Annotated in this window: 27 protein-coding genes; 16 read left to right on the forward strand and 11 right to left on the reverse strand. The window is 43.9% G+C overall.

The window, feature by feature from the left end:
• Positions 1-30: 30 nt before the first annotated feature.
• From AC3WJC_RS05205 to AC3WJC_RS05215, 3 genes are all read right to left on the reverse strand, one after another.
• On the reverse strand, positions 31-2,274 hold the full coding sequence (locus AC3WJC_RS05205; protein WP_492398012.1) for a GH92 family glycosyl hydrolase: 2,244 nt from the start codon (positions 2,272-2,274) through the stop codon (positions 31-33).
• Positions 2,275-2,388: 114 nt separating this feature from the next.
• Entirely contained in the window at positions 2,389-3,168 is a 780-nt protein-coding gene (locus AC3WJC_RS05210; protein WP_492398013.1) for an amidohydrolase, read from the reverse strand.
• A 58-nt stretch (positions 3,169-3,226) separates the two neighbouring features.
• Positions 3,227-4,372: a methionine aminotransferase gene (locus tag AC3WJC_RS05215; protein ID WP_492398014.1), complete on the reverse strand. Its 1,146-nt coding sequence runs from the start codon at positions 4,370-4,372 to the stop codon at positions 3,227-3,229.
• Between the two features lie 173 nt (positions 4,373-4,545).
• On the opposite strand from AC3WJC_RS05215, the gene AC3WJC_RS05220 reads away from it, so the two are divergent.
• From AC3WJC_RS05220 to AC3WJC_RS05235, 4 genes are read left to right on the forward strand one after another with little or no spacing between them, the layout of a single operon-like run.
• A complete protein-coding gene (locus tag AC3WJC_RS05220; RefSeq protein ID WP_492398015.1) occupies positions 4,546-5,523 on the forward strand; it encodes an ABC transporter substrate-binding protein in 978 nt (325 codons plus the stop codon).
• Positions 5,524-6,396, forward strand: coding sequence for an ABC transporter permease (locus tag AC3WJC_RS05225; protein ID WP_492398016.1), 873 nt, complete (start codon positions 5,524-5,526; stop codon positions 6,394-6,396).
• Entirely contained in the window at positions 6,393-7,142 is a 750-nt protein-coding gene (locus tag AC3WJC_RS05230; RefSeq protein ID WP_492398017.1) for an ABC transporter ATP-binding protein, read from the forward strand. The genes AC3WJC_RS05225 and AC3WJC_RS05230 overlap by 4 nt, the downstream gene beginning before the upstream one ends.
• 43 nt (positions 7,143-7,185) lie before the next feature.
• A complete protein-coding gene (locus AC3WJC_RS05235) occupies positions 7,186-7,485 on the forward strand; it encodes a hypothetical protein (protein WP_492398018.1) in 300 nt (99 codons plus the stop codon).
• 246 nt (positions 7,486-7,731) lie between these two features.
• On the opposite strand, the gene AC3WJC_RS05240 is transcribed toward AC3WJC_RS05235, so the two are convergent.
• The 3 genes from AC3WJC_RS05240 to AC3WJC_RS05250 all read right to left on the reverse strand — a co-directional run bounded on the left by AC3WJC_RS05240 (position 7,732) and on the right by AC3WJC_RS05250 (position 9,926).
• On the reverse strand, positions 7,732-8,058 hold the full coding sequence (locus AC3WJC_RS05240; RefSeq protein ID WP_492398019.1) for a HesB/IscA family protein: 327 nt from the start codon (positions 8,056-8,058) through the stop codon (positions 7,732-7,734).
• Between the two features lie 109 nt (positions 8,059-8,167).
• Complete coding sequence (gene iscU / locus AC3WJC_RS05245) at positions 8,168-8,581, reverse strand: Fe-S cluster assembly scaffold IscU (protein ID WP_194102048.1); 414 nt, start codon at positions 8,579-8,581, stop codon at positions 8,168-8,170.
• Between the two features lie 133 nt (positions 8,582-8,714).
• Positions 8,715-9,926, reverse strand: coding sequence for an IscS subfamily cysteine desulfurase (locus tag AC3WJC_RS05250; RefSeq protein WP_492398020.1), 1,212 nt, complete (start codon positions 9,924-9,926; stop codon positions 8,715-8,717).
• Between the two features lie 280 nt (positions 9,927-10,206).
• Here AC3WJC_RS05250 and AC3WJC_RS05255 point away from each other — a divergent pair, with 280 nt between their 5' ends.
• The 7 genes from AC3WJC_RS05255 to AC3WJC_RS05285 all read left to right on the forward strand — a co-directional run bounded on the left by AC3WJC_RS05255 (position 10,207) and on the right by AC3WJC_RS05285 (position 15,617).
• Positions 10,207-10,407, forward strand: coding sequence for a hypothetical protein (locus tag AC3WJC_RS05255; RefSeq protein WP_492398021.1), 201 nt, complete (start codon positions 10,207-10,209; stop codon positions 10,405-10,407).
• Positions 10,408-10,516: 109 nt separating this feature from the next.
• Entirely contained in the window at positions 10,517-10,765 is a 249-nt protein-coding gene (locus tag AC3WJC_RS05260; protein WP_255678832.1) for a type B 50S ribosomal protein L31, read from the forward strand.
• Between the two features lie 64 nt (positions 10,766-10,829).
• Positions 10,830-12,020: a putative sugar nucleotidyl transferase gene (locus AC3WJC_RS05265; protein WP_492398022.1), complete on the forward strand. Its 1,191-nt coding sequence runs from the start codon at positions 10,830-10,832 to the stop codon at positions 12,018-12,020.
• A gap of 24 nt (positions 12,021-12,044) precedes the next feature.
• On the forward strand, positions 12,045-12,809 hold the full coding sequence (gene tpiA, locus AC3WJC_RS05270; RefSeq protein WP_492398023.1) for a triose-phosphate isomerase: 765 nt from the start codon (positions 12,045-12,047) through the stop codon (positions 12,807-12,809).
• Between the two features lie 100 nt (positions 12,810-12,909).
• Positions 12,910-13,749, forward strand: a complete 840-nt coding sequence (gene prmA / locus AC3WJC_RS05275) for a 50S ribosomal protein L11 methyltransferase (protein ID WP_492398024.1) — start codon at positions 12,910-12,912, stop codon at positions 13,747-13,749.
• A gap of 79 nt (positions 13,750-13,828) precedes the next feature.
• Entirely contained in the window at positions 13,829-15,190 is a 1,362-nt protein-coding gene (locus tag AC3WJC_RS05280; RefSeq protein ID WP_492398025.1) for a UDP-N-acetylmuramate--L-alanine ligase, read from the forward strand.
• Between the two features lie 85 nt (positions 15,191-15,275).
• Positions 15,276-15,617, forward strand: coding sequence for a helix-turn-helix domain-containing protein (locus AC3WJC_RS05285; protein WP_492398026.1), 342 nt, complete (start codon positions 15,276-15,278; stop codon positions 15,615-15,617).
• A gap of 41 nt (positions 15,618-15,658) precedes the next feature.
• Here AC3WJC_RS05285 and AC3WJC_RS05290 read toward each other — a convergent pair whose 3' ends face one another.
• The gene (locus tag AC3WJC_RS05290) at positions 15,659-16,534 is read right to left on the reverse strand and encodes an AraC family transcriptional regulator (RefSeq protein WP_492398027.1); all 876 of its coding nucleotides are present in this window, start codon (positions 16,532-16,534) and stop codon (positions 15,659-15,661) included.
• A gap of 398 nt (positions 16,535-16,932) precedes the next feature.
• On the opposite strand from AC3WJC_RS05290, the gene AC3WJC_RS05295 reads away from it, so the two are divergent.
• A complete protein-coding gene (locus AC3WJC_RS05295; protein WP_492398028.1) occupies positions 16,933-18,756 on the forward strand; it encodes a sodium:solute symporter family protein in 1,824 nt (607 codons plus the stop codon).
• Positions 18,757-18,777: 21 nt separating this feature from the next.
• Positions 18,778-19,959 carry a glycoside hydrolase family 130 protein gene (locus AC3WJC_RS05300; RefSeq protein WP_492398029.1) on the forward strand — a complete coding sequence of 394 codons (1,182 nt, stop codon included), beginning with the start codon at positions 18,778-18,780 and terminating at the stop codon, positions 19,957-19,959.
• A 74-nt stretch (positions 19,960-20,033) separates the two neighbouring features.
• On the opposite strand, the gene AC3WJC_RS05305 is transcribed toward AC3WJC_RS05300, so the two are convergent.
• Together AC3WJC_RS05305 and AC3WJC_RS05310 are read right to left on the reverse strand one after the other, a co-directional pair.
• The gene (locus AC3WJC_RS05305) at positions 20,034-20,231 is read right to left on the reverse strand and encodes a hypothetical protein (protein ID WP_492398030.1); all 198 of its coding nucleotides are present in this window, start codon (positions 20,229-20,231) and stop codon (positions 20,034-20,036) included.
• Between the two features lie 148 nt (positions 20,232-20,379).
• Positions 20,380-20,574, reverse strand: coding sequence for a hypothetical protein (locus AC3WJC_RS05310; protein ID WP_492398031.1), 195 nt, complete (start codon positions 20,572-20,574; stop codon positions 20,380-20,382).
• Positions 20,575-20,824: 250 nt separating this feature from the next.
• On the opposite strand from AC3WJC_RS05310, the gene AC3WJC_RS05315 reads away from it, so the two are divergent.
• The 3 genes from AC3WJC_RS05315 to AC3WJC_RS05325 all read left to right on the forward strand — a co-directional run bounded on the left by AC3WJC_RS05315 (position 20,825) and on the right by AC3WJC_RS05325 (position 23,280).
• Complete coding sequence (locus tag AC3WJC_RS05315; RefSeq protein WP_492398032.1) at positions 20,825-21,397, forward strand: RNA polymerase sigma factor; 573 nt, start codon at positions 20,825-20,827, stop codon at positions 21,395-21,397.
• 10 nt (positions 21,398-21,407) lie between these two features.
• On the forward strand, positions 21,408-22,523 hold the full coding sequence (locus AC3WJC_RS05320; RefSeq protein ID WP_492398033.1) for a S1C family serine protease: 1,116 nt from the start codon (positions 21,408-21,410) through the stop codon (positions 22,521-22,523).
• Between the two features lie 100 nt (positions 22,524-22,623).
• Positions 22,624-23,280 carry a YceH family protein gene (locus AC3WJC_RS05325; protein WP_492398034.1) on the forward strand — a complete coding sequence of 219 codons (657 nt, stop codon included), beginning with the start codon at positions 22,624-22,626 and terminating at the stop codon, positions 23,278-23,280.
• A gap of 3 nt (positions 23,281-23,283) precedes the next feature.
• On the opposite strand, the gene AC3WJC_RS05330 is transcribed toward AC3WJC_RS05325, so the two are convergent.
• Entirely contained in the window at positions 23,284-23,514 is a 231-nt protein-coding gene (locus AC3WJC_RS05330) for a hypothetical protein (RefSeq protein WP_492398035.1), read from the reverse strand.
• Between the two features lie 23 nt (positions 23,515-23,537).
• On the reverse strand, positions 23,538-24,680 hold the full coding sequence (locus tag AC3WJC_RS05335; RefSeq protein WP_492398036.1) for a putative sensor domain DACNV-containing protein: 1,143 nt from the start codon (positions 24,678-24,680) through the stop codon (positions 23,538-23,540).
• Between the last annotated feature and the right edge of the window lie 119 nt (positions 24,681-24,799).

Raw genomic sequence — 24,799 nt, forward strand, 5'->3', positions numbered from 1 at the left:
ACCGGGTATCTAAATTTTATAACCGTTAAATTATTTTTGTGCCGTGCCTGCCGTTTGCTGTTGTTTTGAAGTTGGCTTTTCCAGATCCTGCATAAAAAGCTTGTTGGCCATGGTGCCGGTAAACACCTCAAAATCTCCGCCTTTGGCAATATCGCTGTAATTGATATATAGTTTAGTGTAGCCGCTTTTGTTGAGGTTCATGCCTTGCAGGTAAAAGTTTTTACGGGTTATTGCCGCGCCGCTGTTCACTATGCTGAACGGTTTACCATTTGGCTGGTTGAGGGTAGCCTTATCAAATTGGGGCAACCCGATAAAATACTGGCCGCCGGGTACCAGGCTATAAAATCCCAGGCTATTCATTACATACCACGCTGATAGTTGCCCATTATAGTCGTTACCGCATAAACCGGTGGCTTCCGGGGCGTATAACTGCCCGGTGATACGGTTAAGGTAACTCTGTGTTTTTTGCGGATTATCAGTAAACGCGTATAAGTACGGTATAAAACTGTTGTATAAATACGCTACGCTGAATTGCCCGGTAAAGCCATCAACATAAGTAGGGTGCTCGGTCAGCGTACCAAAAAGACTGTCCAGTTTTTCTTCAAAGGCTTCTTTGCCGCCCATCATCTCTAACAATGCCTCCTCATCATGCGGCACCATAAAGGCATATTGCCAGCCGTTGCCTCGTTCGTAAGCAGCGGTGTCAACAGGTTTAAAGGGTTCCTGCCATTTGTCGCCGGTTTTAGGTTGAAAAAAGCCCGAGGTTTTATTAAACAGATTTTTCCATGAAGATGCAAGACGATTGTATTCAGCCGCTTCCTGCGGCTTTTTCAATGCCTGTGCCAGTTGTGATGCCAGCCAGTTATAATAGCTGTAGTACAAGGTTTTGCTTACTGAATTTGGCTGGTTAGCCGGCACAAAGCCATTTTGCTTTAAGCCTTCATTATTCAATCTATCCAACGCGGTTCTTAACTGTATAAAAGCCTTGTCAGCATCAATACCTTTAATGCCTTTTACCAATGCATCCACTATCAACTCGTTAAAAGCAAGGTTACTGCTGGGCTTGTTGGTTGCCTGGTAGCTCTTGATAAAATCGGCAGTACGTTTATGGTCGGTAAGGGTAAGTAACTGGTAGCGTGAACCAAAGGTATTGATCGTATTCACCTCATAATAAACATAGCCCTCGGCTTTAGCGGTTTGGGTACCGCCCGTACTGTAGGTGCCGTCAACATCGCTGGCTATAGCCGGGGTAAGCATGGTGTGGTATAGCGCGGTGTAAAACATGTTCTGTTTCATGGCGGCAAAATCGGGCAGTTTTACGGTTTTGGCTGATGGCCTGCCATAAGGGTTATATATTGAAGCCGCGGGATCTTCAACCCTTGGTACGGGTGGCGCGCCGCCGGTAACTTCCAACCGTGCTAATTCAACAGCCCAGGCTGCACGGGCCGCTTTTTGCATTTTACGCAGATCAAAATCGGGCATTTCAGCATCCAGGTTTTTTAATGCCCCGGCGGTGCTTACATGCGACAGCCCCGTGCGGATAGCTACTTCACCCGGATCATCAAACTGAACATACAGTTTTACATCCTTACCCGACCCCTTTTTTTGTCCGGCTTGCATGGTGCCATTCATGGCTATGCCATAGGTTTTAAAGGGCTTTGAAAATTTGGCGTAAAAGTACGTCCTACGCTGTTGCCCGGCTGATCCTGAAATTCGGAATCCGCGCAGCTCATGGTCGTTCACTATGTCAATCTCACTATCCAGTACATCGCCGCCGTATTGCAGGTCGATGATAATATTGGCTTTCGGGGCCGAGGGGAAATCATAAACCTGTAAGCCCGCGCGTGTGGTAGCGGTCAGTTCCGCTTCTGTTTTATTATTAAAAACAACGGTATAAAATCCTGGGGATGCTTTTTCTTCTTTCTTTTTAAAGGATGCAGCCCGTTTAGCCTGGCTAAGTTCAGGCTCGCCAATGGTCGGCATAAACAGGATCTCACTGTGCGGTATGCACGCAGCATCCGCATAAACAGCATGGGTAAAGCCATGTATGGTACTATCGGTATACAAATAACCACTTTGGCCCGAACCGGTAACTGGGGTAAGTAAAACCATACCGTACGGTGTTGCCGCGCCGGGGTAAGCATGCCCGCCGCCTGCCGTGCCGATAAAGGTGTTTACAAGCGGGGTATAATCCTTCTTTTTTTGTGCCGATGCATTAATGGTAAATAATAACATTAATGCGGCCGCCCGCGCGCTGCTGAATGTAAACTTCATGTAGGTTAGTAGTATTACCGGTTTAATTAACGCAAAATAAGATGTTTATTCTATTCATACGTAAATAAAAGCAGTTTACGCTACACAGCGTGCCGGAGATTAAAAAACTTTACTTTATAAATTGATGGTAAAGCTATCCGCATCCTTTAAAAAAGGTAATGCGCGGCGTGTTTTTTCCAGTTCAATGGCGGCAATGGTAAAGGTATAAAGGTCTTCCTCATCGCGTTTATAATAGATAACCTTGCCATTCGGGTCAATACAGGTCGAATCGCCGGAGTGATATATCTCATTGCCATCATGGCCCACACGGTTTACAGCCACTACATAGCTTTGGTTCTCTACGGCGCGTGCCGGTATCAGCGTACGCCAGTGCAGGGCGCGGCGTTCGGGCCAGTTGGCTACAATCAGCAATAAGTCATACTCGCCGTTTACGTTGCGCTGCCATACCGGGAAACGCAGGTCGTAACATATCATCGGGCAAATATTCCAGCCTTTCAGGTCAACAATAAGGCGTTTGCTGCCCGCGGTAAACTTTTCGTGCTCTTTGCCAAGGGCGAACAAGTGGCGTTTATCATAATGCTCATGGCTGCCATCGGGGCGCATCCATATCAGGCGGTTATAATAGTGGTTATCTTCCTTAACAATCAGGCTGCCCGTAATTACGCAATCATATTTTTTAGCCGTAGCGGCCATCCATTGTATGGTTTTGCCGTCCATCTCTTCGGCTAATGGTTCAACATTCATGGTAAAGCCGGTATTGAACATTTCGGGCAGAATGATCAGGTCTGTTTTTTCACGAATATTTGATAACCGCAGGCTGATGTTATGCAGGTTCTTATCGGCATTTTCCCAAAATAGGTATCCCTGGAAAACGGTAATTTTCAAATTGTCCATAGGCAAGTATAGCTTAGCCCGTACGGACTAATAGTAAACGCAATTTGTTAAATTTCAGTTAAACTTTAATTAACCTATCAACGGCTTTATCTAAAGTTTCTTGTGTTTTGGCAAAACAAAAACGTATCACCTTATAATCGGTACCCTTGCTGTAAAAGGCAGAGGTAGGTATAGCCGCCACGCCAAATTCCCTGGTGAGGCGTATCACAAAATCAGTATCTTTTTCATCGCTTACCTGGTCATATAATGCTGATTGAAAGTATGATCCGTGGCAAGGTAACAACTTAAAACGGCTTTGCTCAAGCCCGGCCCTAAAATGGTCGCGCTTTTGTTGAAAAAAGCCTGGCAGGTAGTTGTAATGCTCCTCGTTTTTAAGATATTCCGCTGCCGCGAATTGCATAGGTGTGTTTACACTAAATACCAGAAACTGGTGTATCTTCCTGAATTCGCGGGTAAGGTAAGCCGGGGCAATGCAATAGCCCAGTTTCCAGCCGGTAACATGGAAGGTTTTGCCTAATGATGCTATGATAAAGCTCCGGTCGCGCAGTTCGGCGTAGCGGGCCATGCTGTGGTGGGTCTGGCCGTCAAAAATCAGGTGCTCGTACACCTCATCGCTCAAAATAAATATATCCCGGTTGCTGATGATGCCAATCAACTGGTCAATATCATCCTGCTGCAAAATGGTAGCTGTAGGGTTATGCGGCGAATTCAGGATGATCATCCGCGTGCGGTTGGTGATCAGCCTTTTTACCATCTCCCAGTTAATGCGGTAATCGGGCGGTTCCAGTTGTAATGATTTTACCAGGCCACCCATCATGCGCACAGCCGGGGCATAAGCATCATACGCGGGTTCAAAAATAATTACCTCATCGTTAGGGTTAATTACGGTGCTGATAGCCGTATAAATAGCCTGTGTGCCACCGGCGGTAATGGTGATCTCCGTTTCAGGATCATATACGCCGCCGTATAGCTTTTCAGTTTTAGCGGCAATTACTTCACGCAGGCTCGTTAAACCGGCCATGGGGGCGTACTGGTTATGGCCGTTATGCATGGCGTGGTTAACCAGTTCCTTCAGTTCGGCAGGGCAATCATAATCCGGAAAACCCTGTGAAAGATTAATGGCGCCCAACTCGGCCGCCAATGCAGACATGGTGGTAAATATAGTAGTGCCCGTTTGCGGGAGCTTTGATATTATAGGTATCATTAAGGGCTAAAATACCGCAATAACTAAATTATTTGCTTATTTGTTGAAAAATAGTGTGTTTGTTTTACACATTGAATGGCCTAATTGTCAGTAAGCCGTAATAACCGGCAGGGCACTACAACCACAGGTTGGTAATGTTTCAGCTTTAAGGTTTAATACCTACTTTAGTGGTTATGAAGCCTGTTAAACTTTTGGCGGCCATCGCGGTGGTTGCAGCTATTATATCGTGCCAGCAAAAAACTAAAAAGAATGATGTACCCGTAGTGGGTTTTGTGGATGCCTTTGAGGATGCTACCATTGCCCAGGCCCGTACAGGTTTTACCGATGCCCTTAAAAAAGGCGGCTTTAGTGAGGATGCGCACACCGTAAAAATAGAATACCGAAACGCGCAGGGCGATATACCCCAGTTAACGCAGATTGTGAATTATTACGTTAGTGAGCAGGTAGATGTGCTGGCTACATCCACAACACTATCAACAGTAACAGCCTTACAAAAAAGCAAGACCATTCCCGTATTCGCCATGGTATCACCCGTACCCGAACGCATGAAGGTGCTTGATGCTAACGGCAAAGCGCCGGCCAATCTTTTCGGCGCGCTGGAAGATCTGAATTATATTGATACGTCATTCTCTATCATACCTAAAATATTAAAGCCCAAAACAGGAGCGAAGCTGGTTATTGGCATGATCTATAATCAGGCTGAACCTCAATCGGCTGACGCGATGGAGCGCATAAAAGGCCTGGCTGCCAAGCTGAACGTTAACCTGGTGGCTTTACCACTTAATAATTCATCCGAAGCGCCATTGGTAACGCAATCGTTATTAGCCAAGGGCATCGATGCCTTTTTCGCTAATCCGGATAATACCGTGTTCGCCGCCTTTGAAACCATTAAAAAGAATTGTGATGCTAAAAATGTACCCATATTTACCAGCGAGGCTGGTTTGGTACAACGCGGCGCGGTAGCCGCTTTTGGCGCCGATATTTATCAATGGGGATACCAGGCAGGTGAGCAGGCGGTACAATATTTAAAAACACATAAAACGGATGGCCTGAAACCTGAACTGGTAAAAATAAGGAAGAGAGTGTATAATGCTGATGTAGCCAAAAAATACAAGCTCACCCTGCCATCAAACTTTGAAGCGATAAAATAAATGGATTTTTACCTTACCGCTTTATTGCAGGGTATGTGCTTCTCAGGCATCGCGCTGGGTATCTACATCTCCATGAAGATATTTAACATTCCTGATATTACTACCGATGGCAGCTATACCTTAGGCGGTGTGGTAACTGCATTGCTGTTAACCCACCAACAGCCGGTGTATGTTGTACTACCCGCGGTAATTTTAGCCGGAGCCTTAGCCGGTGCTGTAACCGGGTTAATACACACCCGCTTAAAGGTAAACCCGCTGCTTGCCGGGATATTAGTAATGACGGCTCTTTACTCTGTAAACCTTACCCTGATGGGGCGCTCAAATATTCCGCTGGTAGGCACAACTACTATATTTGATAAGCTGCCGTTATTGGCCGATCCAAATCAGAATACCGGTATCATCTTATCGCTGATTGTACTTTTGATTACCTTATTGATTGGTTATTTGCTCAAAACCGATTTCGGACTCGCCATGCGGGCAACAGGTAACAGCGAGACCATGATACGCGCCCTGGGCGTAAATACCGATCGCATGAAAATAGCAGGCCTCGCCCTGGCTAACGGACTAATTGCCCTGAGCGGCTACCTCATGACGCAGTTCCAGGGCTTTGCCGATATTAACATGGGCATAGGCATCGTTATTACCGGGCTTGGCTCCGTTATTATAGCCGAAACTATTATTAACTGGCTGCGCGTCACTTCGGCATGGCTTAGCCTGGCATTGGTTATTGCCGGTGCCATAGCATTCCAGATGGTGTTGGCGGTAACGTTGAGCATTGGGGTTGATGCTAACCTGCTTAAACTGGTTACGGCCTTGTTTGTGCTGTTGATTGTGAGCCTGCCTCGTTTATCTTTCAATAAAAGTTCATCATGATATCGCTTAATACGGTACATAAGATATTTAATAAAGGTAAGGCCAGCGCGGTGACGGCTATTAACAATGTGTCTCTTAATATTAATACCGGCGAGTTTGTGGTAATTGTAGGCTCTAATGGTTCGGGTAAATCCACCTTGCTCAACCTGGTTGCCGGTAGCCTGTTTGCCGATGCAGGCAGTGTGCATATTGATGGTACTGATGTTACCCGGATGGCCGATCATCAGCGCAGCAAATGGGTAGCCCGTGTATTTCAAAACCCGCTTAGCGGTACCGCGCCCGATTTGAGTATTATTGATAACTTCAGGCTGGCGGCTGTACGCACTAAACCTAAAGGTTTATCAGTAGGGGTAACGGCGGCCTTTCGCGAAAAGGTAAGGCAGCACATCGCTACCTTAGGAATGGGCCTCGAAAATAAATTAGAGCAGTCCATGGGCACCCTCTCCGGCGGGCAGCGGCAGGCACTTACACTTGTTATGAGTGTGATGGATAACTGCAAGGTATTGCTGCTGGATGAACCTACCGCGGCGCTCGACCCACGTTCCGCCGAAACGGTGATGCGTACGGCAGATCAACTGATCCGTGATTTTTCGCTCACTGCAATACTCATAACGCATAATTTAAAGGACGCTTACCAGTACGGTACCCGGCTTATCCAAATGGGTGAGGGTGCAGTATTACGAGATCTCCCTACAGCCGATAAACTCAACTTATCACAAAGTGATATATTTAACTGGTTTTCGTGAGCGTTAAAAAACTTGGCAAAGTTATTGTATCCCTTCTATCACTATGAAGAACAACGATTTTGTAAATATAAACGACGCTTACCAACTGGTTAAAGGCGCAAAAATAAAAGGTAAAAATCAGGACGAAGTATTTGAGCTTGGCCACTATGATCCAAACAAACGCGGGTACACTGTTTACCCTTTTGAGGAAGGGGTAATGTTTACTGATTTTAGCGTGATGGTATCAGAAAAAGAACTTAAAAATAATTACCTTATAGAGTCCGTTAAAAGCAAAGCTATTGATGCTGGTATTGCAAAAGCATCTGAGTTGTTTGCTGATATCAATAACCTGAAAAGCGCCTAAATTCTATTTACAAAATCTCGTTTATATATTAAAGTATTGTCACCCCGGTATAGTGCCGGATAATGTGATGTTGAGGATGATTTGTGTAAGCAGGATTTTCCGGCAACCGACGGTGACATTGTTATTGTTACGATACATGGTAAGGTGATGTGAGGTAGATGTTATGGTGATGAGGTAGTATCGTAAACAAACAAGCGAGGCGCTCAATGGAGCGCCTCGCTTGTTTGTAATATTTTGTATGAATAATTAAACAGAAAAGCTTTCGCCGCAACCGCAGGTGCGGGTAGCATTAGGGTTATGAAAGTTGAACCCTTTGCCGTTCAATCCATCTGTAAAATCAAGTTCGGTGCCGGCCAGGTATAAAAAGGATTTCATATCCAGGGCCATGCGTACGCCTTTATCTTCAAAAAACTGGTCGCCTTTTTTCTCCTCGTTGTCAAAATCAAGGTTGTATGACAGGCCTGAACAGCCGCCACCCTGTACCGATACACGCAGGAAATACGACTCATCGAGCCCCGCGTTTTGTATCAGGTCATCAATTTTGCTTTTAGCTTTATCAGTTACGGTTACCATTGTCTTTATATAGATTTTAATATTTAGATATGAGTATTGAGATGTGAGATATGAGAGAATTCTATGAGGAAGGCATCTTAAATCTCACATCTATAATCTCACATCTTTATTAATGGTGTGATTTTTCTAATTCGATGGGCTCTAAGCCGTTTTTAACGCGGTAATCGTTAATAGCGGCTTTAATGGCATCCTCTGCTAAAACTGAGCAGTGAATTTTAACAGGTGGCAGGGCCAGCTCTTCAACAATATCCATATTGTCGATCGCCATGGCATCATCAATGCTTTTGCCTTTAAGCCATTCTGTAGCCAATGATGACGACGCGATAGCTGAACCACAGCCAAATGTTTTAAATTTAGCATCGGTAATAACGTTGTTATCATCAACCTCAATTTGTAAACGCATAACGTCGCCGCACTCAGGGGCACCAACAAGGCCGGTACCTACTTTATGGCTGCTTTTATCTAATGTACCCACGTTGCGCGGGTTGGTGTAATGATCAATTACTTTATCTGAATATGCCATTGTATTATGTTTTAGATGTTAGATATGAGATAAAACTCTTTCTTAAATACTCAAATCAATATGTTTTGTTTATTTTATGCTGATCTGTCAGATACAAAATCTCAAATCTCATATCTAACATCTCAAATCAATCTTAGTGTTCTGCCCACTCAATTGAGTCAAGGTCGATGCCTTCTTTAAACATTTCCCATAGCGGTGAAAGTTCGCGAAGATGGGTAACCGCTTTTTTAGTTACTTCTATAGCGTGATCAACTTCCTCGTCGGTTGTAAAGCGGCCTAAACCAAAACGTATCGAAGAGTGTGCCAGATCGTCTGACAAACCTAAGCTTTTCAGTACGTAAGATGGCTCAAGTGATGCCGAAGTACAAGCCGAACCTGATGATACCGCCAGATCTTTCATGGCCATCATCAAACCTTCGCCCTCAACATATTTAAACGAGATGTTAGCTACGTGCGGCAAACGGTGTTGTACGTTACCATTTACATAGCTTTCTTCCAGTTCGCTTAATGATGCTTCCAACCTGTCGCGCATGGCTGACAAGCGTTTTGCTTCAGCATCCATGTCTAAACGGGCAACTTCGCAGGCTTTACCCAGGCCAACAATACCCGGTACATTCAACGTGCCCGAACGCATACCGCGCTCATGGCCGCCACCGTCCATTTGGGCGGTAACCTTAACACGCGGGCCTTTACGGCGTACGTATAAAGCGCCTACACCTTTAGGGCCGTACATTTTATGGGCTGAAAGAGCCAGCAGGTCAATACCATCAGCATTAACATCAACCGGAATTTTACCTACCGCTTGTGTCGCGTCAGTCATAAACAGAGCGCCATGCTTGTGGGCGATGGCTGAAATTTCCTTTATGGGTTGTATAACACCGATCTCGTTATTACCGTACATGATCGATACCAGGATGGTTTCAGGCGTAATGCTTTGCTCAAGCAATTCCAGGTCAATCAGGCCGTCCTCTTTAACAGGCAGGTAAGTAACTTTGCCGCCCAGCTTTTCAACGTGTTTACAAGCGTCAAGCACAGCTTTATGCTCAGTAACGGCGGTGATGATGTGGTTGCCTTTCTCCTTGTACATCTCAAAAACACCCTTGATAGCCAGGTTGTCTGACTCGGTAGCGCCTGAAGTAAAGATGATCTCTTTCTCGGTAGCGCCAATCAGTTTGGCCACCTGCTCGCGGGCATAATCCACACCTTCTTCGGCTACCCAGCCAAAGTGGTGGTTACGGCTTGCGGCGTTACCAAACTTTTGGGTAAAATATGGTATCATAGCTTCAAGCACCCTGGGATCCATAGGCGTTGTAGCGTTGTTATCTAAATAAATCGGTAAGTTCATTGTATCAGTTTAACAATACAAAGATATACAAATAATTTATTTAAAATTGTTCGCCCACTGTCATAAACGAGTGCGCAGGTAGGCAATTTATTATACTAAACCGATATAAAATATGCTCCGAAGCTTCCAGTACATTTGCTCCGCTATGTATCAAAGAATTTATAAACGCCGGCCGGGTGGTACTCCTTACTTTAACCTGATAATTCTTATAGGGTTTATGTTGTTTATTCATGTAATGCAGATTCGTTTACTGGCAAGGTTATTTTGGGACATTGATATCATGCAGAACGCCAAAATATATGTTTTCATTGGGTATTATTTATTAATCACCGCCATTGTAGTAGTTGGTATGCAATATATAGCACCAAAGGCAAAACTAAAGAAAATTGAAATAGAAGATAAGGCAGCCGCTAAAATTGAACTTTGGGTAATGGTTTATAGTAAATTTTGGTTCGATGATGTACTTAATTGCTCATCCTAATATATAAAGTGCTGTTTTAAGAGACGGTGGAAAACTTTTTGCCTTAATGTTTTATAATCAAAATAAGATCACTATATTTGCGCCTCTTTTATAAGGAAAGTATAAAGTAATGAAAAAAGATCTGCATCCGTCAAACTATAGATTAGTGGTTTTTAAAGATATGTCTAACGACTATTCTTTCATCACTAAATCATGCATCGATACCCGTGAAACAGTTAAATGGGAAGATGGCAACGAGTATCCATTAATTAAATTAGAGATCTCACACACTTCACACCCTTTTTACACAGGTAAAATGAAGTTGGTAGATACTGCCGGTCGTATCGATAAGTTCCGTACGCGTTACGCTAAAAAGTAATCGCTTATTTATAAATATTTATAAGTCCCGGCTTTGCAGTCGGGACTTTTTTTATTTTTGCGCCATGGCAATCATCCTGTTTGACGATAACGCTCAAAACACCCTATTACCGTTAACCTACACACGCCCTGTTGCCAACCTGCGCATAGGCATACTCACTATTGACGAAAAGTGGGGCAAATATTTTGGCAAAACCTATTCGTACCTAACCCGCCCATATTTACAGGCTAAGTTTCCGCTTGCTGTGGAAAGCGAAAATATATTTATTAACGGATCTGTTTGCCCGGATGAGGCGCTTGCCGAAGCCATTGACAAACTTGCCGAAGGGGAAGCTTTGCGTGGTGCCGGATTATTTATTGCTGTTAAATTGAACGAAACAGGCGCCAAAAGCTTTACATCCACAGGTGTTTTTGAACGAGTTACGGAATATACCGAGCGCTTTAACTTTATTAAGCACCCTGAGGATATTTTCAGGAATAATGCGTCCGAACTTAAAAAGGATTTCGCACTGTTAACTAAAGGACGCACAAGTGCCTCGATAAGCAGTACCAACACCCTGATTGGTGCTAACGATCAGTTTTTTGCCGAAGAAGGTGCGGTTGCTGAATGCTCTACGTTTAATACCAATAACGGCCCGATATACCTGGCTGCCGATACCGAAGTTTGGGAGGGCACCAACATACGCGGTGGCTTTGCACTGTGCAGCCATTCGCAGGTTAAAATGGGTACTAAGATATATGGTGCAACTACCGTCGGGCCGCACTCACGTGTGGGCGGCGAAATTAACAATGCCGTTATATGGGGCTACACCTCAAAGGGGCATGAGGGGTACCTGGGTAATTCGGTGCTAGGCGAGTGGTGCAACATCGGTGCCGACTCCAACAACTCCAACCTTAAAAATAATTATGCAGAGGTAAAGTTGTGGGATTATACCAGCCAGCGTTTTCGTAAAACCGGGCTGCAGTTCTGCGGCCTCATCATGAGCGATCATTCTAAATGCGGTATTAATACAATGTTTAATACCGGTACCGTTGTAGGGGTTAGTGCCAATGTTTTCGGCGCGGGTTACCCTCGTAACTACGTGGCTGATTTTGCCTGGGGCGGCGCGCATGGTTTTGAAACCTACAGCATTAAAAAGGCGTTTGAAACTACAGAGAAAGTGTTTGAGCGTAAAGAGGGACGTAGTTTTAACCAGATTGAAAAAGATATACTAACGAACGTATTTGAGCTGACAGAAAAGTTCAGGCGTTTTTAATTGTAATACATAACGTAAATTATCATGAGAAAAAAAATTGTTGCCGGTAACTGGAAAATGAACCTGGATTATAACGAGGGTTTAAGCCTTTTTTCGGAAGTTATCAATATTGTAAAAGATGAGGTGACCGGTACCCAGCAAGCGGTTGTTTGCAGCCCGTTCATCCACCTGCATAGCCTGGTACAACTGGCTAAAGGTTATGATAAAATTTCGGTAGGCGCGCAAAATGCACACCAGGCCGAAAGCGGTGCTTATACCGGCGAGACCTCTGCCAAGCAAATTAAATCAGTAGGTGCTGAATATGTTATCCTGGGCCACTCAGAGCGCCGCCAGTATTTTGGTGAAACCAATGAATTGCTGGCTAAAAAAACAGATACTGCCCTGGCTAACGGCTTAACCCCCATTTTTTGCATTGGCGAAACTTTGCAGGAGCGTGAAGCTGAATCACATTTCGAAATCATCAAATCGCAATTGGTTGAAGGTGTTTTTCATTTAGATGAAGCCTCATTCGGCAAACTGGTTATCGCTTATGAGCCGGTTTGGGCCATTGGTACAGGCGTAACCGCTACATCAGATCAGGCGCAGGAGATACACGCTTTTATCCGCCAGGAGATCGCCGCTAAATACGGCCAGGCTGTTGCCGATGCCACTACCATACTTTACGGTGGTAGCTGTAACCCTAAAAATGCTGCCGAATTGTTTGCCCAGGCAGATATTGACGGTGGTTTGATCGGCGGCGCATCCCTTAAATCGCGCGACTTTGCAGACATTGTTAAGGTGTTCAATTAATATTTAGCTGTGAGATTTTAGATATGAGATTTGAGAGAACTAAGTATGTGTTTTCCTGATCTCATATCTAAAATCTCATATCTCACATCTGTTTTACAGCATGGATTATTACGAAATAGATTTTACCCTAACCGGGTCAGCGGATTATCAGCGAGATTTGCTGATAGATGCCCTTGCAGGTTTGGGTTGCGATACCTTTGAGGAAACGGAAACCGGTTTTAAGGCATACATTCCAATAAATGAGTTCAGTGAGGATGTGCTTGTTGAGCAGCTTGCCGCTTACGAGGGTATGGTTGATTATACTTACCAGATAAACCTCATCCCTCAAAAAAACTGGAACGAAGCTTGGGAAAGTAACTTTGAGCCGATAGAGATCCAGGATAAAATATTTGTACGGGCCACCTTTCATCAGCCGCGTGCGGAGTTTCCATACGAAATAGTGATCGACCCGAAAATGGCTTTTGGCACCGGGCACCATCAAACCACCTCCATGATTCTGGAACTGATGCTTGATGAAGCGTTTGAGGATAAACAGGTACTTGATATGGGCTGCGGTACCGGCATACTGGCCATCATGGCTTCCAAACTTGGTGCCGCCGATATTATGGCCATTGATTACGACCCGGTTTGCTATGATAGTACGGTTGAAAACGCTGCCCTTAATAACGCGGATAATATAACGGCACTTTGCGGCTCAAAGGAAGTGATACCTGAAACGCAATATGATATAATATTAGCCAATATCAACCGTAATATATTGCTTGATCAAATGGCCGGCTATGCAAAAGTGTTAAAGGCCGGCGGTGTGATATTTTTCAGTGGGTTTTATGAATCGCCTGATCTTGATATCATTAAAGAAGCGGCGGCTGAATATAATTTAGTGTATGTACGCCACCTTAACCGCAATAACTGGGTTGCCGCCCGGTTTGTTAAGCGTTAAGTTTTGTTAAAAATTTTTATAAAATCGGGGCTGAACAAACATATTTTGTTTATTTGCAGGCCATCTTAAATATTAATAAATGAGGGTTCATTTTATAGCGATAGGGGGAAGCGCCATGCATAACCTCGCCATCGCCCTGCATAAAAAGGGTTTCACGGTCAGCGGGTCTGACGATCATATATTTGAACCTTCAGCTTCGCGCCTGTCAAAATATGGCCTGCTACCTGAGCAGGAAGGGTGGTATCCCGAAAAAATCACTAACGAACTTGACGCGGTAATATTAGGTATGCATGCCCGTGTTGATAATCCTGAATTGCTTAAAGCCCAGGAACTCGGCATCACTATTTACTCGTATCCCGATTATATATACGAGCAATCAAAGGATAAGCTACGTGTAGTTATCGGCGGCAGTCACGGTAAAACCTCCATAACCTCTATGATATTGCATGCATTGCAGCATGAGGGTATGAAGTTCGACTACCTGGTAGGCGCGCAACTGGAAAGTTTTGAAACCATGGTTGGTTTAACCGACGATGCGCCATTGATTGTGATAGAGGGCGACGAATACCTGGCTTCGCCGATTGACAGGCGGCCTAAGTTTCATATCTACAAGGCCAATATCGGTGTTATTAGTGGTATCGCATGGGATCATATCAACGTTTTTCCAACCTTTAAAAGCTATACCGATCAGTTTAAGATATTTATTGAAACCATACAGCCCGGCGGTGCGCTTATATACTGCGATGCCGATGAGGTATTGAAAGAAATCGTTGCCGAAACGGAAACCGGTGTTAAGAAGTATCCATACAATTTACCGCAATTCAATATTGAAAACGGCGTGACAAATATTATTTTTGAAGATAATACTTATCCGCTACAGGTTTTTGGTGAGCACAATTTGCTGAATATTCAGGCTGCGCAACAGGTTTGTGCACAGCTTGGCATAGCGCCGGCAAGTTTTTATGCGGCCATCAGCACCTTTAAAGGGGCGGCACGCAGGCTGGAGCTGTTGGGTAAAAACGAAAGCACAAACATTTATAAAGATTTTGCACATTCGCCATCAAAATTAAAAGCTACCATACAGGCAGTTAAGGCTCAGTTTACCGATCGTGAACTAACAGCCGTAATTGAGTTGCATACCTTCAGTAGTTTAAATAAGGATTTTTTAGCAGAGTATAGCGGTACCATGGATCAGGCTGATACGGCCATCGTATTTATTGATAAGCGAACGTTCGCGCAAAAAAATATGGAACCTTATAGCGAGGATGCCGTAAAAGAGGCATTCGCCCGTCCCGATCTGTTATTTTTTAACGACCCGCAAGAGTTATTAAAATACTTACAACATATAAGTATAATAAACGCTAACCTGTTGTTAATGAGTTCGGGCAACTTTGGCGGAGTGGATCTGGTGAAGTTAAACGATGGTTTATTAAAAATATAATATTTTTCTTAGCTTTTATAAAAAATTATTATAACTTTATTAACTATTGAGAAATCCGCACCTTTAATTTGAACAATTTAAAAAAATGAAAACACTGGGAAAAAAAATCAGGCTGTTACGCCATCAAAAGGGTTGGAGCCAGGAAGATGTTGCAAAGAAATTAGATATATCAATTCCAGCATTTTCAAAGATTGAAACCGGTATTACCGATATTAACCTTTCAAGACTTGAGCAAATCTCAACTTTGTTTGAAATGTCAGTAGTGCAACTGCTAACATTTAACGATACGCAGGAAGAGCAAAAGTTTGCAAGTGAGCTTGAAAACATCCATAAAAAACTTACCGAGCGCGAAACGGAAGTTATTGACCTTCAGAAAAAAGTGATCGAGCTTTTTGAAGAGCTCCGTTTAAAAAGAGTTACAGCATAATAAGTGCCCGGCAATTACCGGGCTTTTTTGTTGGCTTACACTCATACAAACACCCTGTTGTCTGAGTAATTATCTCTGAATTCGTTTGGAGTGCATCCCTTTTTGTTTTTGAAAGTGCGGTTAAAGTTGGCCATATTATTAAAGCCGCATTTATACGCTATTTCTGATACTGAATGTGTGGTATCGATCAGCATGCGCGATACATGGCCCAGCCTGATCTCGTTAAGGCTGCATATAAACGTTGACCCTGTACGCTTACGTATAAACCTGCTGAATGACGCGCTTGGCATATTGGCTATTTTTGATACCTCATCAAGCGTGATCTGCTTATTAAAATTGGCATTCATATACTCAAACACCCGCTCTATACGCCGGCTGTTATAGTTATCCTGTTTATGCAGAAAGGTAGAGTCGGATAGGGTACGATAATCCCGCGCTATGGAGAGCTCGTTAAATATGGCAAATAGCTCCAGTATTGAGTCAAACCCCGCCTGCTTATTCAACGCCAGTATACGAGGTGCAATGTGTTCAATAGTACTACGTGAGAACATGATGCCTTTTTTGGCCGCCTCTATCATATTACGTATAAAGTTGAGTTGGTTCCGTTTCAAAAACCGGTCGTCCATCAAATCTTTATGAAACTGGATGGTTACTTCTGTAATCAGTTCGCTTTTGCAATGGTGCGTAAACCAGCCGTGCGGCAGGTTAGGGCCTACCAGTACCAGTTCCATATCAGTTATCTCATCAATATGGTCGCCAACAATACGTTTGGCCCCGGCGGCATTCAAAATCAGGTTAAGCTCCATCTCCTCGTGGTTGTGCAGCGGGAAGTTGAACTCCTGTTTTTCGCGGGTAAAAATGGTAAAACAGTCGTTCTGAGTCAGGGGAGTAATTTCCCTCGAAACATTTTTGAACATAGTAATCGGTTATAATTGAATGGCAATATAGTTAAAAAACTATTAATTAAATTTTTGATGCCTGAATTTTTTCGCGCGTATTCAACCAACGATATTACTTCGGCTTAAACGTATCTAATAGCCGCTAATGTGATATTTGCTTATGGTAAACGCTTTAATAAGTAAATCTTAAAGTTCTCGTTTTAGCATCAAGGAATGCGCTTAACCGCAATTGAACTGTTAATATCATCTTTGGTTAAAATACTATTAAAATGATTGCCGGTGCCAGGCTAATTTTGAGAAAGGTTAAAGCCGGATAAAAAGAGTTTTTTATTACGGCCCCAAAGCGATAAATTACCGCTAACAATGCCCGCGCGTGCCGGGCATGACCAATTTATAAATCGCTTATTACAATTTTAATGAAGTTACAATTACTTGATGTATTAATACTGGTAGTTTACCTGGTAATGATGTTACTTATTGGCTGGTACTACCGCAATAAGGCTCGTCAAAATAAGGACAGTTACCTCATGGGTGGCAAAAAACTGCCCTGGTACATGCTGGGGCTGAGTGATGCATCAGATATGTTTGATATAAGCGGCACCATGTGGATGGTATCCTTATGTTTTGTGTATGGCTTTAAAAGCATTTGGATACCCTGGCTATGGCCGGTGTTTAACCAGGTTTTTAATATGATGTTTATGGCCAAATGGCTGCGCCGCTCCAACGCCGATACCGGTGCCGGGTGGATGGCAACCCGTTTTGGCATAAGCGGTACAGGTGTAAAATCATCTCACGCTATTATGGTGGTATTCGCGCTTATTGGCTGTTTAGGTTACCTGGCTTACGGCTTTGTTGGGCTTGGTAAGTTTGTAGAGATATTTATACCCTGGAATGTGGTTGAACCTTACATCCCGTTCACCGTACCGCCTGAATATGTAGCTCATTTTTACGGCATCGTATTTACGCTTTTCGCTATGTTCTATTCCATTTTAGGCGGAATGCACAGTATTGTGCTGGGCGATGTGATCAAGTACGCTATCATGACGGTGGGCTGTATTTCCATTGGTGTAATTGCTATGCAGCATTTAAACGGAAAACAATTAAATGTACCCCACGGCTGGAACGAGCCCTTATTTGACTGGAAACTCTCTTTAGATTGGAGCGGCATAGTGCCCGATGCTAACAAAAAGATCGCGGAAGACGGCTTTGGCATGTTTGGTATATTTTTTATGATGATGCTTTTTAAAGGCGTTTTTGCCAGTATGGCCGGCCCGGCACCAACCTACGATATGCAAAAGGTATTGTCGTCGCGCTCGCCAAAGGATGCTTCAAAAATGACGGGCTTTGTAAGTATCATTTTGTTGCCTATCCGCTACAGCATGATCATCGGACTTACGGTTTTAGCTTTATTGTATTATAACCAATTGGATGTTAGCACCGCTAATGGTACCGACTTTGAACGCATTTTGCCATCCGCCATTAATAATTTTTTACCCGTAGGTATACTCGGTTTGGTAGTAACAGGCTTAATGGGCGCTTTTATGGGTACCTTTTCGGGTACCCTGAATGCTGCGCAGGCCTATGTGGTGAATGATATCTATTTAAAATATATTAACCCCGATGCATCTACCAAAAAAATAATCACCACCAATTATATCACAGGTATTGTGGTTGTTGTAATAGGCGTGGTACTGGGTTTCTTTGCCAAGGATGTAAACTCCATTTTACAATGGATAGTAGGCGCGCTTTATGGCGGATATATCGCGGCCAATGTGCTTAAATGGTATTGGTGGCGCTTTAATGCCAGCGGCTTTTTTTGGGGCATGGTATCGGGCATTGCGGCCGCGCTGGTATTCCCATATATATTTATGGGTTTGCCGCTTTACAACTGGCCCCTGCTGTTTTTGATCTCTGTCATCGGGTCAATAGCTGGTACTTATGCCGCCCCGGCTACTGATGAAAAAGTGCTTGTCAGCTTTTACAGCACTGTACGCCCCTGGGGGTTCTGGAAACCGGTGCATGATAAGGTGATGCTGCTCAACCCGGAGTTTGTGCCCAATAAACGCTTTAAGCTGGATATGTTTAACGTGGTGCTGGGCATTATAGCCCAACTGCTGTTAACCCTGCTGCCTATGTATTTTGTGTTGTGGATGCAGTTGCCGCTGCTGGTAACTATTGGCTTACTGGCTGTTATTATCCTCATCCTGAAAAAAACCTGGTGGGACAAACTGGAAGACTAAAAAATTGAAATGATCAATACGATGAATATATCTTTTAACGAGCGTTTGCAATATATACGCAGCGAGTACGAAGCACTGATAACACGTCCTAATGAACCGGTTGCCGAAACCAACGGCATTTATCAACGCTACAAGTACCCTATACTTACCGGCATGCACGCGCCCTACTTTTGGAAATATGACCTTAATCCGGCGACAAACCCGTTGCTATTAGAGCGTATTGGCGTAAACGCGGCTTTTAACGCGGGCGCTATAAAGTGGAACGGTAAGTATTTGTTAGTGGCAAGGGTTGAGGGTAATGATCGTAAATCATTTTTCGCGGTGGCTGAAAGTCCGAATGGTATTGATAATTTTCGTTTTTGGGATAAGCCTATCTATGTGGCACAACACCCCGGCCAGGAGGCTGATACCAATATATATGATATGCGCCTCACGGAGCATGAGGATGGCTGGATCTACGGACTGTTTTGTACCGAGCGCCGTGATCCGGATGCAGCCGAAGGCGATCAATCAGCCGCGGTAGCGCAATGTGGTATTGTACGCACCAGGGATATGCTCAATTGGGAGCGCCTGCCGGACCTGAAAACACCATCGCCGCAACAACGCAACGTGGTTTTGCACCCGGAATTTGTGGAAGGTAAATACGCCTTTTACACCCGTCCGCAGGATGGTTTTATTGAGGCCGGTAACGGTGGCGGCATTGGTTATGGCCTGGCTGCCGATATTAAGAATGCTGTAGTAGAGAAAGAGTATGTGATTGACCGTAAGGTTTATCATACCATCAATGAGGCAAAGCTCGGCCTTGGCCCGCATCCTATAAAAACTGATAAAGGGTGGCTGCATCTGGCGCATGGCGTACGTAACACGGCTGCCGGATTGCGCTATGTACTCTATGTATTTATTACCGCGATTGATGATTTGACCAAAATAACACATAAACCATCCGGATATTTTTTAGCGCCCGAAGGTGATGAAAGGGTGGGCGATGTATCAAACGTAGTATTCTCAAACGGTTGGATAGTTGATGGGGATGGCAAGGTTTATATTTACTACGCCTCGTCGGACACGCGGATGCATGTGGCCGTTTCAAGTATTGAACAATTGCTGGATTATGCTATCAACACACCGGAAGACGGGCTTACCTCTGCAGCCTCAGTTGAGGCGATCAATGAACTGGTGGATAAAAATGTCGCCTTTATATAGGTAACAGATCACTATAAAATAATAAAGGCTGCACCGGTAAGGTGCAGCCTTTATTATTTCTCTGAAAATGTGAATTACATTTTAGCAGCAGTGTCAGTTTTAACTGTGTCAGTTTTGCCAGTATCAACAACTGTAGTATCAGTACCGGTAGTATCAACAACTGTAGTATCAGTAGCAGTTGAATCACCTTCTGATGAACCAGAACCTTTACAAGCAGCAACTGAGATAGAGATAGCAAGGGCTAAAAAGCCGAATTTGAATGCATTTTTCATTTTAAAATCTTTTTAATAGTGATTAATAGTTTTACTTTAATACCTGAATGTTTAAAAGGTAACCCACAATTTTGAAAAAAATTTAAAAAATTACGATTTTAACTTTTCAGGTGCCTCATTATTAGTGAGTTTTATTGCTTTTACGCAATTACATTTTAGTTGTGTCAGTTTTTGTAGTATCTGTAGTAGCAGCAGTATCAGTTGCAGCGGCAGTATCAGTTGCTACAGCGCTTGAATCTGTTGCAGTAGTATCAGAACCTACAGTGCTTGATGAGCTACCGCAAGCTGAAACTGCGATAGAGATGGCTAAGGCTAAAAAGCCAAATTTGAAAGCGTTTTTCATGATTGTGTTTCTGTTTGTTTAATGGTTAATACTTAAAAATTAAAAAGGTAACCCACAAAATTGCATTTTGTTTAAATTTATACTTATAATATACTGATATTTAACATATTGAGGAATGAACTTTCCTTTAATCTGATTAATACAGGGTTACCTTTGCCGTTATGTTGTATTAAAATTGGCTGTAACATTATCACATTTAATTTTTTTTTGTGAATAATGGGTTACATTTTCGCATAAACCGTATTAAATAGTGAGCAGCAAACCAAATAGTTCAATTCCAACGGATAACGAAGTAATATTAGGAATACTTAATAACTCCGATGCAGTTTTAAAGCGTTTATACCTGGCTTATTTTCCGATGGTATTACAGCTCATCATCAATAATAACGGCAGCGCTGATGATGCGAAGGATATTTACCAGGAAGCCGTTATCGTTCTTTATAATAAAGTTAAGGCCGGCAATTTTGAGCTGAGTAGTAAGCTGAAGACCTATTTATATTCAGTAAGCCGCAGGCTGTGGCTTAAAAGGTTAACACAGATGAACCGCTACGGAGGCGATCTGAAAGATTTTGAGGAGCATTTGCCGCTTGAGGAGGATGATCCCGAAAAACATGCCGACCGCGACCTGCAATTTGGAAAGATGCAGGCTGCATTAGGGCAACTGGGCGAACCCTGTAAAACCATTATGGAAGATTTTTACATCCATAACCGGTCTATGCAGGATATATGCGAGCGGTTTGGTTATACCAATGCCGATAACGCTAAAACACAAAAATACAAATGTCTGCAAAGGCTTAAAAAGCTGTTCTTTCAGCAAAACTAAACAGAGTGTGATGAGTGATTACCGATTACTGGAACAAATTGACCGTTATATAAACGGTGAAATGAGCGGTGAAGAGCTGGCTGCCTTTGAGCAATTGCGCAAAGACAACCCGGCTATTAACAGCCAGATAAGCGAGCACCGTAATTTTTTAGGCGCGCTAAAGCATTACAGCGAACGCCTTGACCTTGAAACGCGCCTTAACGCCATTCACGAAGAGATCGACGTGCATACTTTGGAAGAAGAAATGATGGTAAAACCATCATGGATTGTAAGCCTGTGGCGCCATCATCACTCTAAAATATCTGTGGCGGCCTCTATCGCCATATTCGCTGTTTTAACTACGCTGCTCATCACCGGCGGATTTAAAAAGCATGATACCGCTTATGTAGAATTGAAAAAGGAGATCGCCAAAGTGCGTATTTCTACCGTATTACTTAACGAGCAAAGCCATAATATTAAAAAGCAATTATCATCAACTGGCAAAAGTGGCAGTGTAATAGCTAATCCCGGTAAATTCAGCGGTACAGGTTTTGCCCTTACAGCCAACGGTTACCTGGTAACCAACTATCACGTAGTTAAGGATGCCGATTCGGTTTATGTGCAAAATGTAGATGGCGACTCGTTTCATGCCAAAGTGATCTATACCGAGCCTGCGCAGGATATTGCCTTTTTGCAGATCAACGATGCCTCATTTAAATCATTAGGTGCCGTACCGTATAACTTTAAGCGTGCTAAAAGCGATTTAGGAGAAGAAGTATTTACCGTAGGCTATCCGGCTGACGCGATCGCTTTCAGTGAAGGTGCCTTAACATCACCCGCCGGTTTTAATGGCGACAGTTCTTCTTACGAATTATCAGTACTGGCCCGTCCGGGTAACAGCGGTGGCCCGTTGCTTGATAGCAAGGGTAACCTGATCGGTATCATCAGCGGTAAGCAAACTTCTTATGAGGGCATATCATTCGCCAAAAAGTCAAGCTATTTATTAAAGGCGATCCAAAACATACCGTCGGATTCATTAGTGAAACCGCTTAACCTGAACACCCGTAATGGTTTAGCCGGTTTAAACCGTCCGCAGCAAATTAAAAAGTTGCGCAACTACATATTCATGGTCAAAGTTTATAACTAAAGCACCATCACCTTAGTACCATATTACATAACCCGGCGCTTTCAACAAGCGGCCGGGTTTTTTATTTACACACATTGCTTGCCTTTACTATATTTGAGGCATGGAGCAACCCCAAACATTACCTGTACTTACCGATACCGAACTGAGAGTTTTAGGCGTTTTGATTGAAAAATCGCGCACTACGCCCGAATATTATCCCTTAACGCTGAACAGCCTAACCACGGCCTGTAACCAAAAGACCGCACGCAAGCCGGTGGTTGAGTATGATGATGCAACTGTTATAGCCGCGTTAGATTCACTCAAAAAGCGTGGACTGATAGCAACCGTAGTTGGCGGCTCAAGCCGTGCTACCAAGTACAAGCATAACTTCGCGGTAGTATACCCGCTGATACCTGCCGAAGTGGTGGTAATTGGTTTGCTGATATTACGCGGCCCGCAAACCCCCGGCGAGATCAACACCAATTCAGGCAGGATGTATGAGTTTGAATCGTTAGAGGAAGTGCAGGAGATACTGGACAAGCTATCATCAGGCGATACCCTATACATACAGCAACTAGCCAAACGTGCCGGGCAAAAGGAAGTACGCTACGCGCATTTACTGGGCGGAGAGCTTGACGTTACCGCTTATGAAGAAGCCGAAGTATCATCAACACGTTCGTCGTCCGGCGCTCTTGAAGCAAGGGTTGCTACGCTTGAACAGGAGTTGGCCGAATTAAAGGAAGAATTTAATAAGCTGATGAAGGAACTGATGGGCTAAGCATCAGTTGAATGATTGCTTAAAAGCTACTAGTACCGATAGGTAGATATTTCTTTCCAGCGGAAATTCAGGCGGCTGATCCGGGCGTATCGGGATGCCGTTTTTATATTTTAGCGGTATAAACAGCGCGACAAAATCGGCTTGCGAAATATCATATTTAAGCCATGGGTGCTTTTGGTGTATCTCTTCTAAACGCATCTCAAACAACGAAGCACTTAACGGGTCTTTTGTCATCAGGCCAAATATAGCAACTGTAATTATAATAGCAGAATATCAATACGGTGAGCGTGTACCATGTTCAGATCGTCTGACCAGGAAAAGATGGTAAAATGCCCATCCTGTGAAGCTACCAGGGCAATGGCATCATGCTGGTCATAAACAAACTGCGCTGCCGAGAGGTGGCGTGTACCGCCATTTTGGCTGGGATGCCTGCGTTCGGCACGGCCATCAACCACAGGCTCGCTCAGTATGATCTGCTCAATAGGCAAGCTATTCTCTGACCGGGATATTTTAGCACCAAAGGCCAGCAAATCATGGTTTTGTGTAATGATGGTTGCCCCATCAACTGAGGTAAAGCCACCTATAAGTTGCACGGCCTGCAATATAGCCTCCTGCCATTCCAGGGTTTCGCCATCCTCTTCTTCGCGCTGCATCAGTTCATTAATAACGGTATAAGGCGGGTCAACCGGGTAAGTTACCGGCTGTACGATAGATTCGCGCCAGCTATTAGTTCCGGGAGGTACCACCAATACAATACCGCCACGCCCATGCAGGCGCATAACAGCGGCTAATTGCACCAGTATATTTACACTTTTACCCGTACGGTAGGGCAGCGGTAAACCCAGTAGTGATTTGAGTAACTGCGGGCAGCCATTCAAGCCCGAACTTTCTTCATCTACGATCTTTACATCATCACCTTTAAGTACGGCCACATTAACAAACTTGCCAAAACCATCAATACGTTTGTGCTTAACAACCAGCAAACCGGGCTCGGCCACTTCAAGCACAAAACAAATACCCGGTATAATATGTGTGGTGCCCCATATATACAGGTTATCATCATCAAACCAAACACCAAGGTGTATGCCGGGCTGTTCAACCGCCGGTGCCAGTTTAATAAGGCTTTGTGGCGTAAGGCGCAATGGCGTGCCAAACATCAACGGCTGATCGCACTGTTTGGGATGCAGCAATGCCAGTGATATTTTAGGCGGACGGCCCTCCTCACGGCGCAGGCTCGACCAAAAGGCGATGTCAATTACAGCCTCGATAATTTGCGTGCCGGGGTTGGTAGCCACATTAGCCTCACCTGCAAGTATGGCAGCGTATATATGTTTATCAAAATGAGCCTCAATGGTTGATGCTACCATGCGCGCGGCAAGGTACGTTGGTTCTGAAAGCATAGCCTAAGTAAAAGCGGTGTTGTTTACTGCAAAACTAATATAAATCATTGGCAATGTATTTTAAGTAACATCCGTAAAATGTAAAACAAAGATCGCTCGTTTAGTCATGCCAGTATCAA

It is taken from the genome of Mucilaginibacter sp. FW306-07-L (assembly GCF_058782065.1).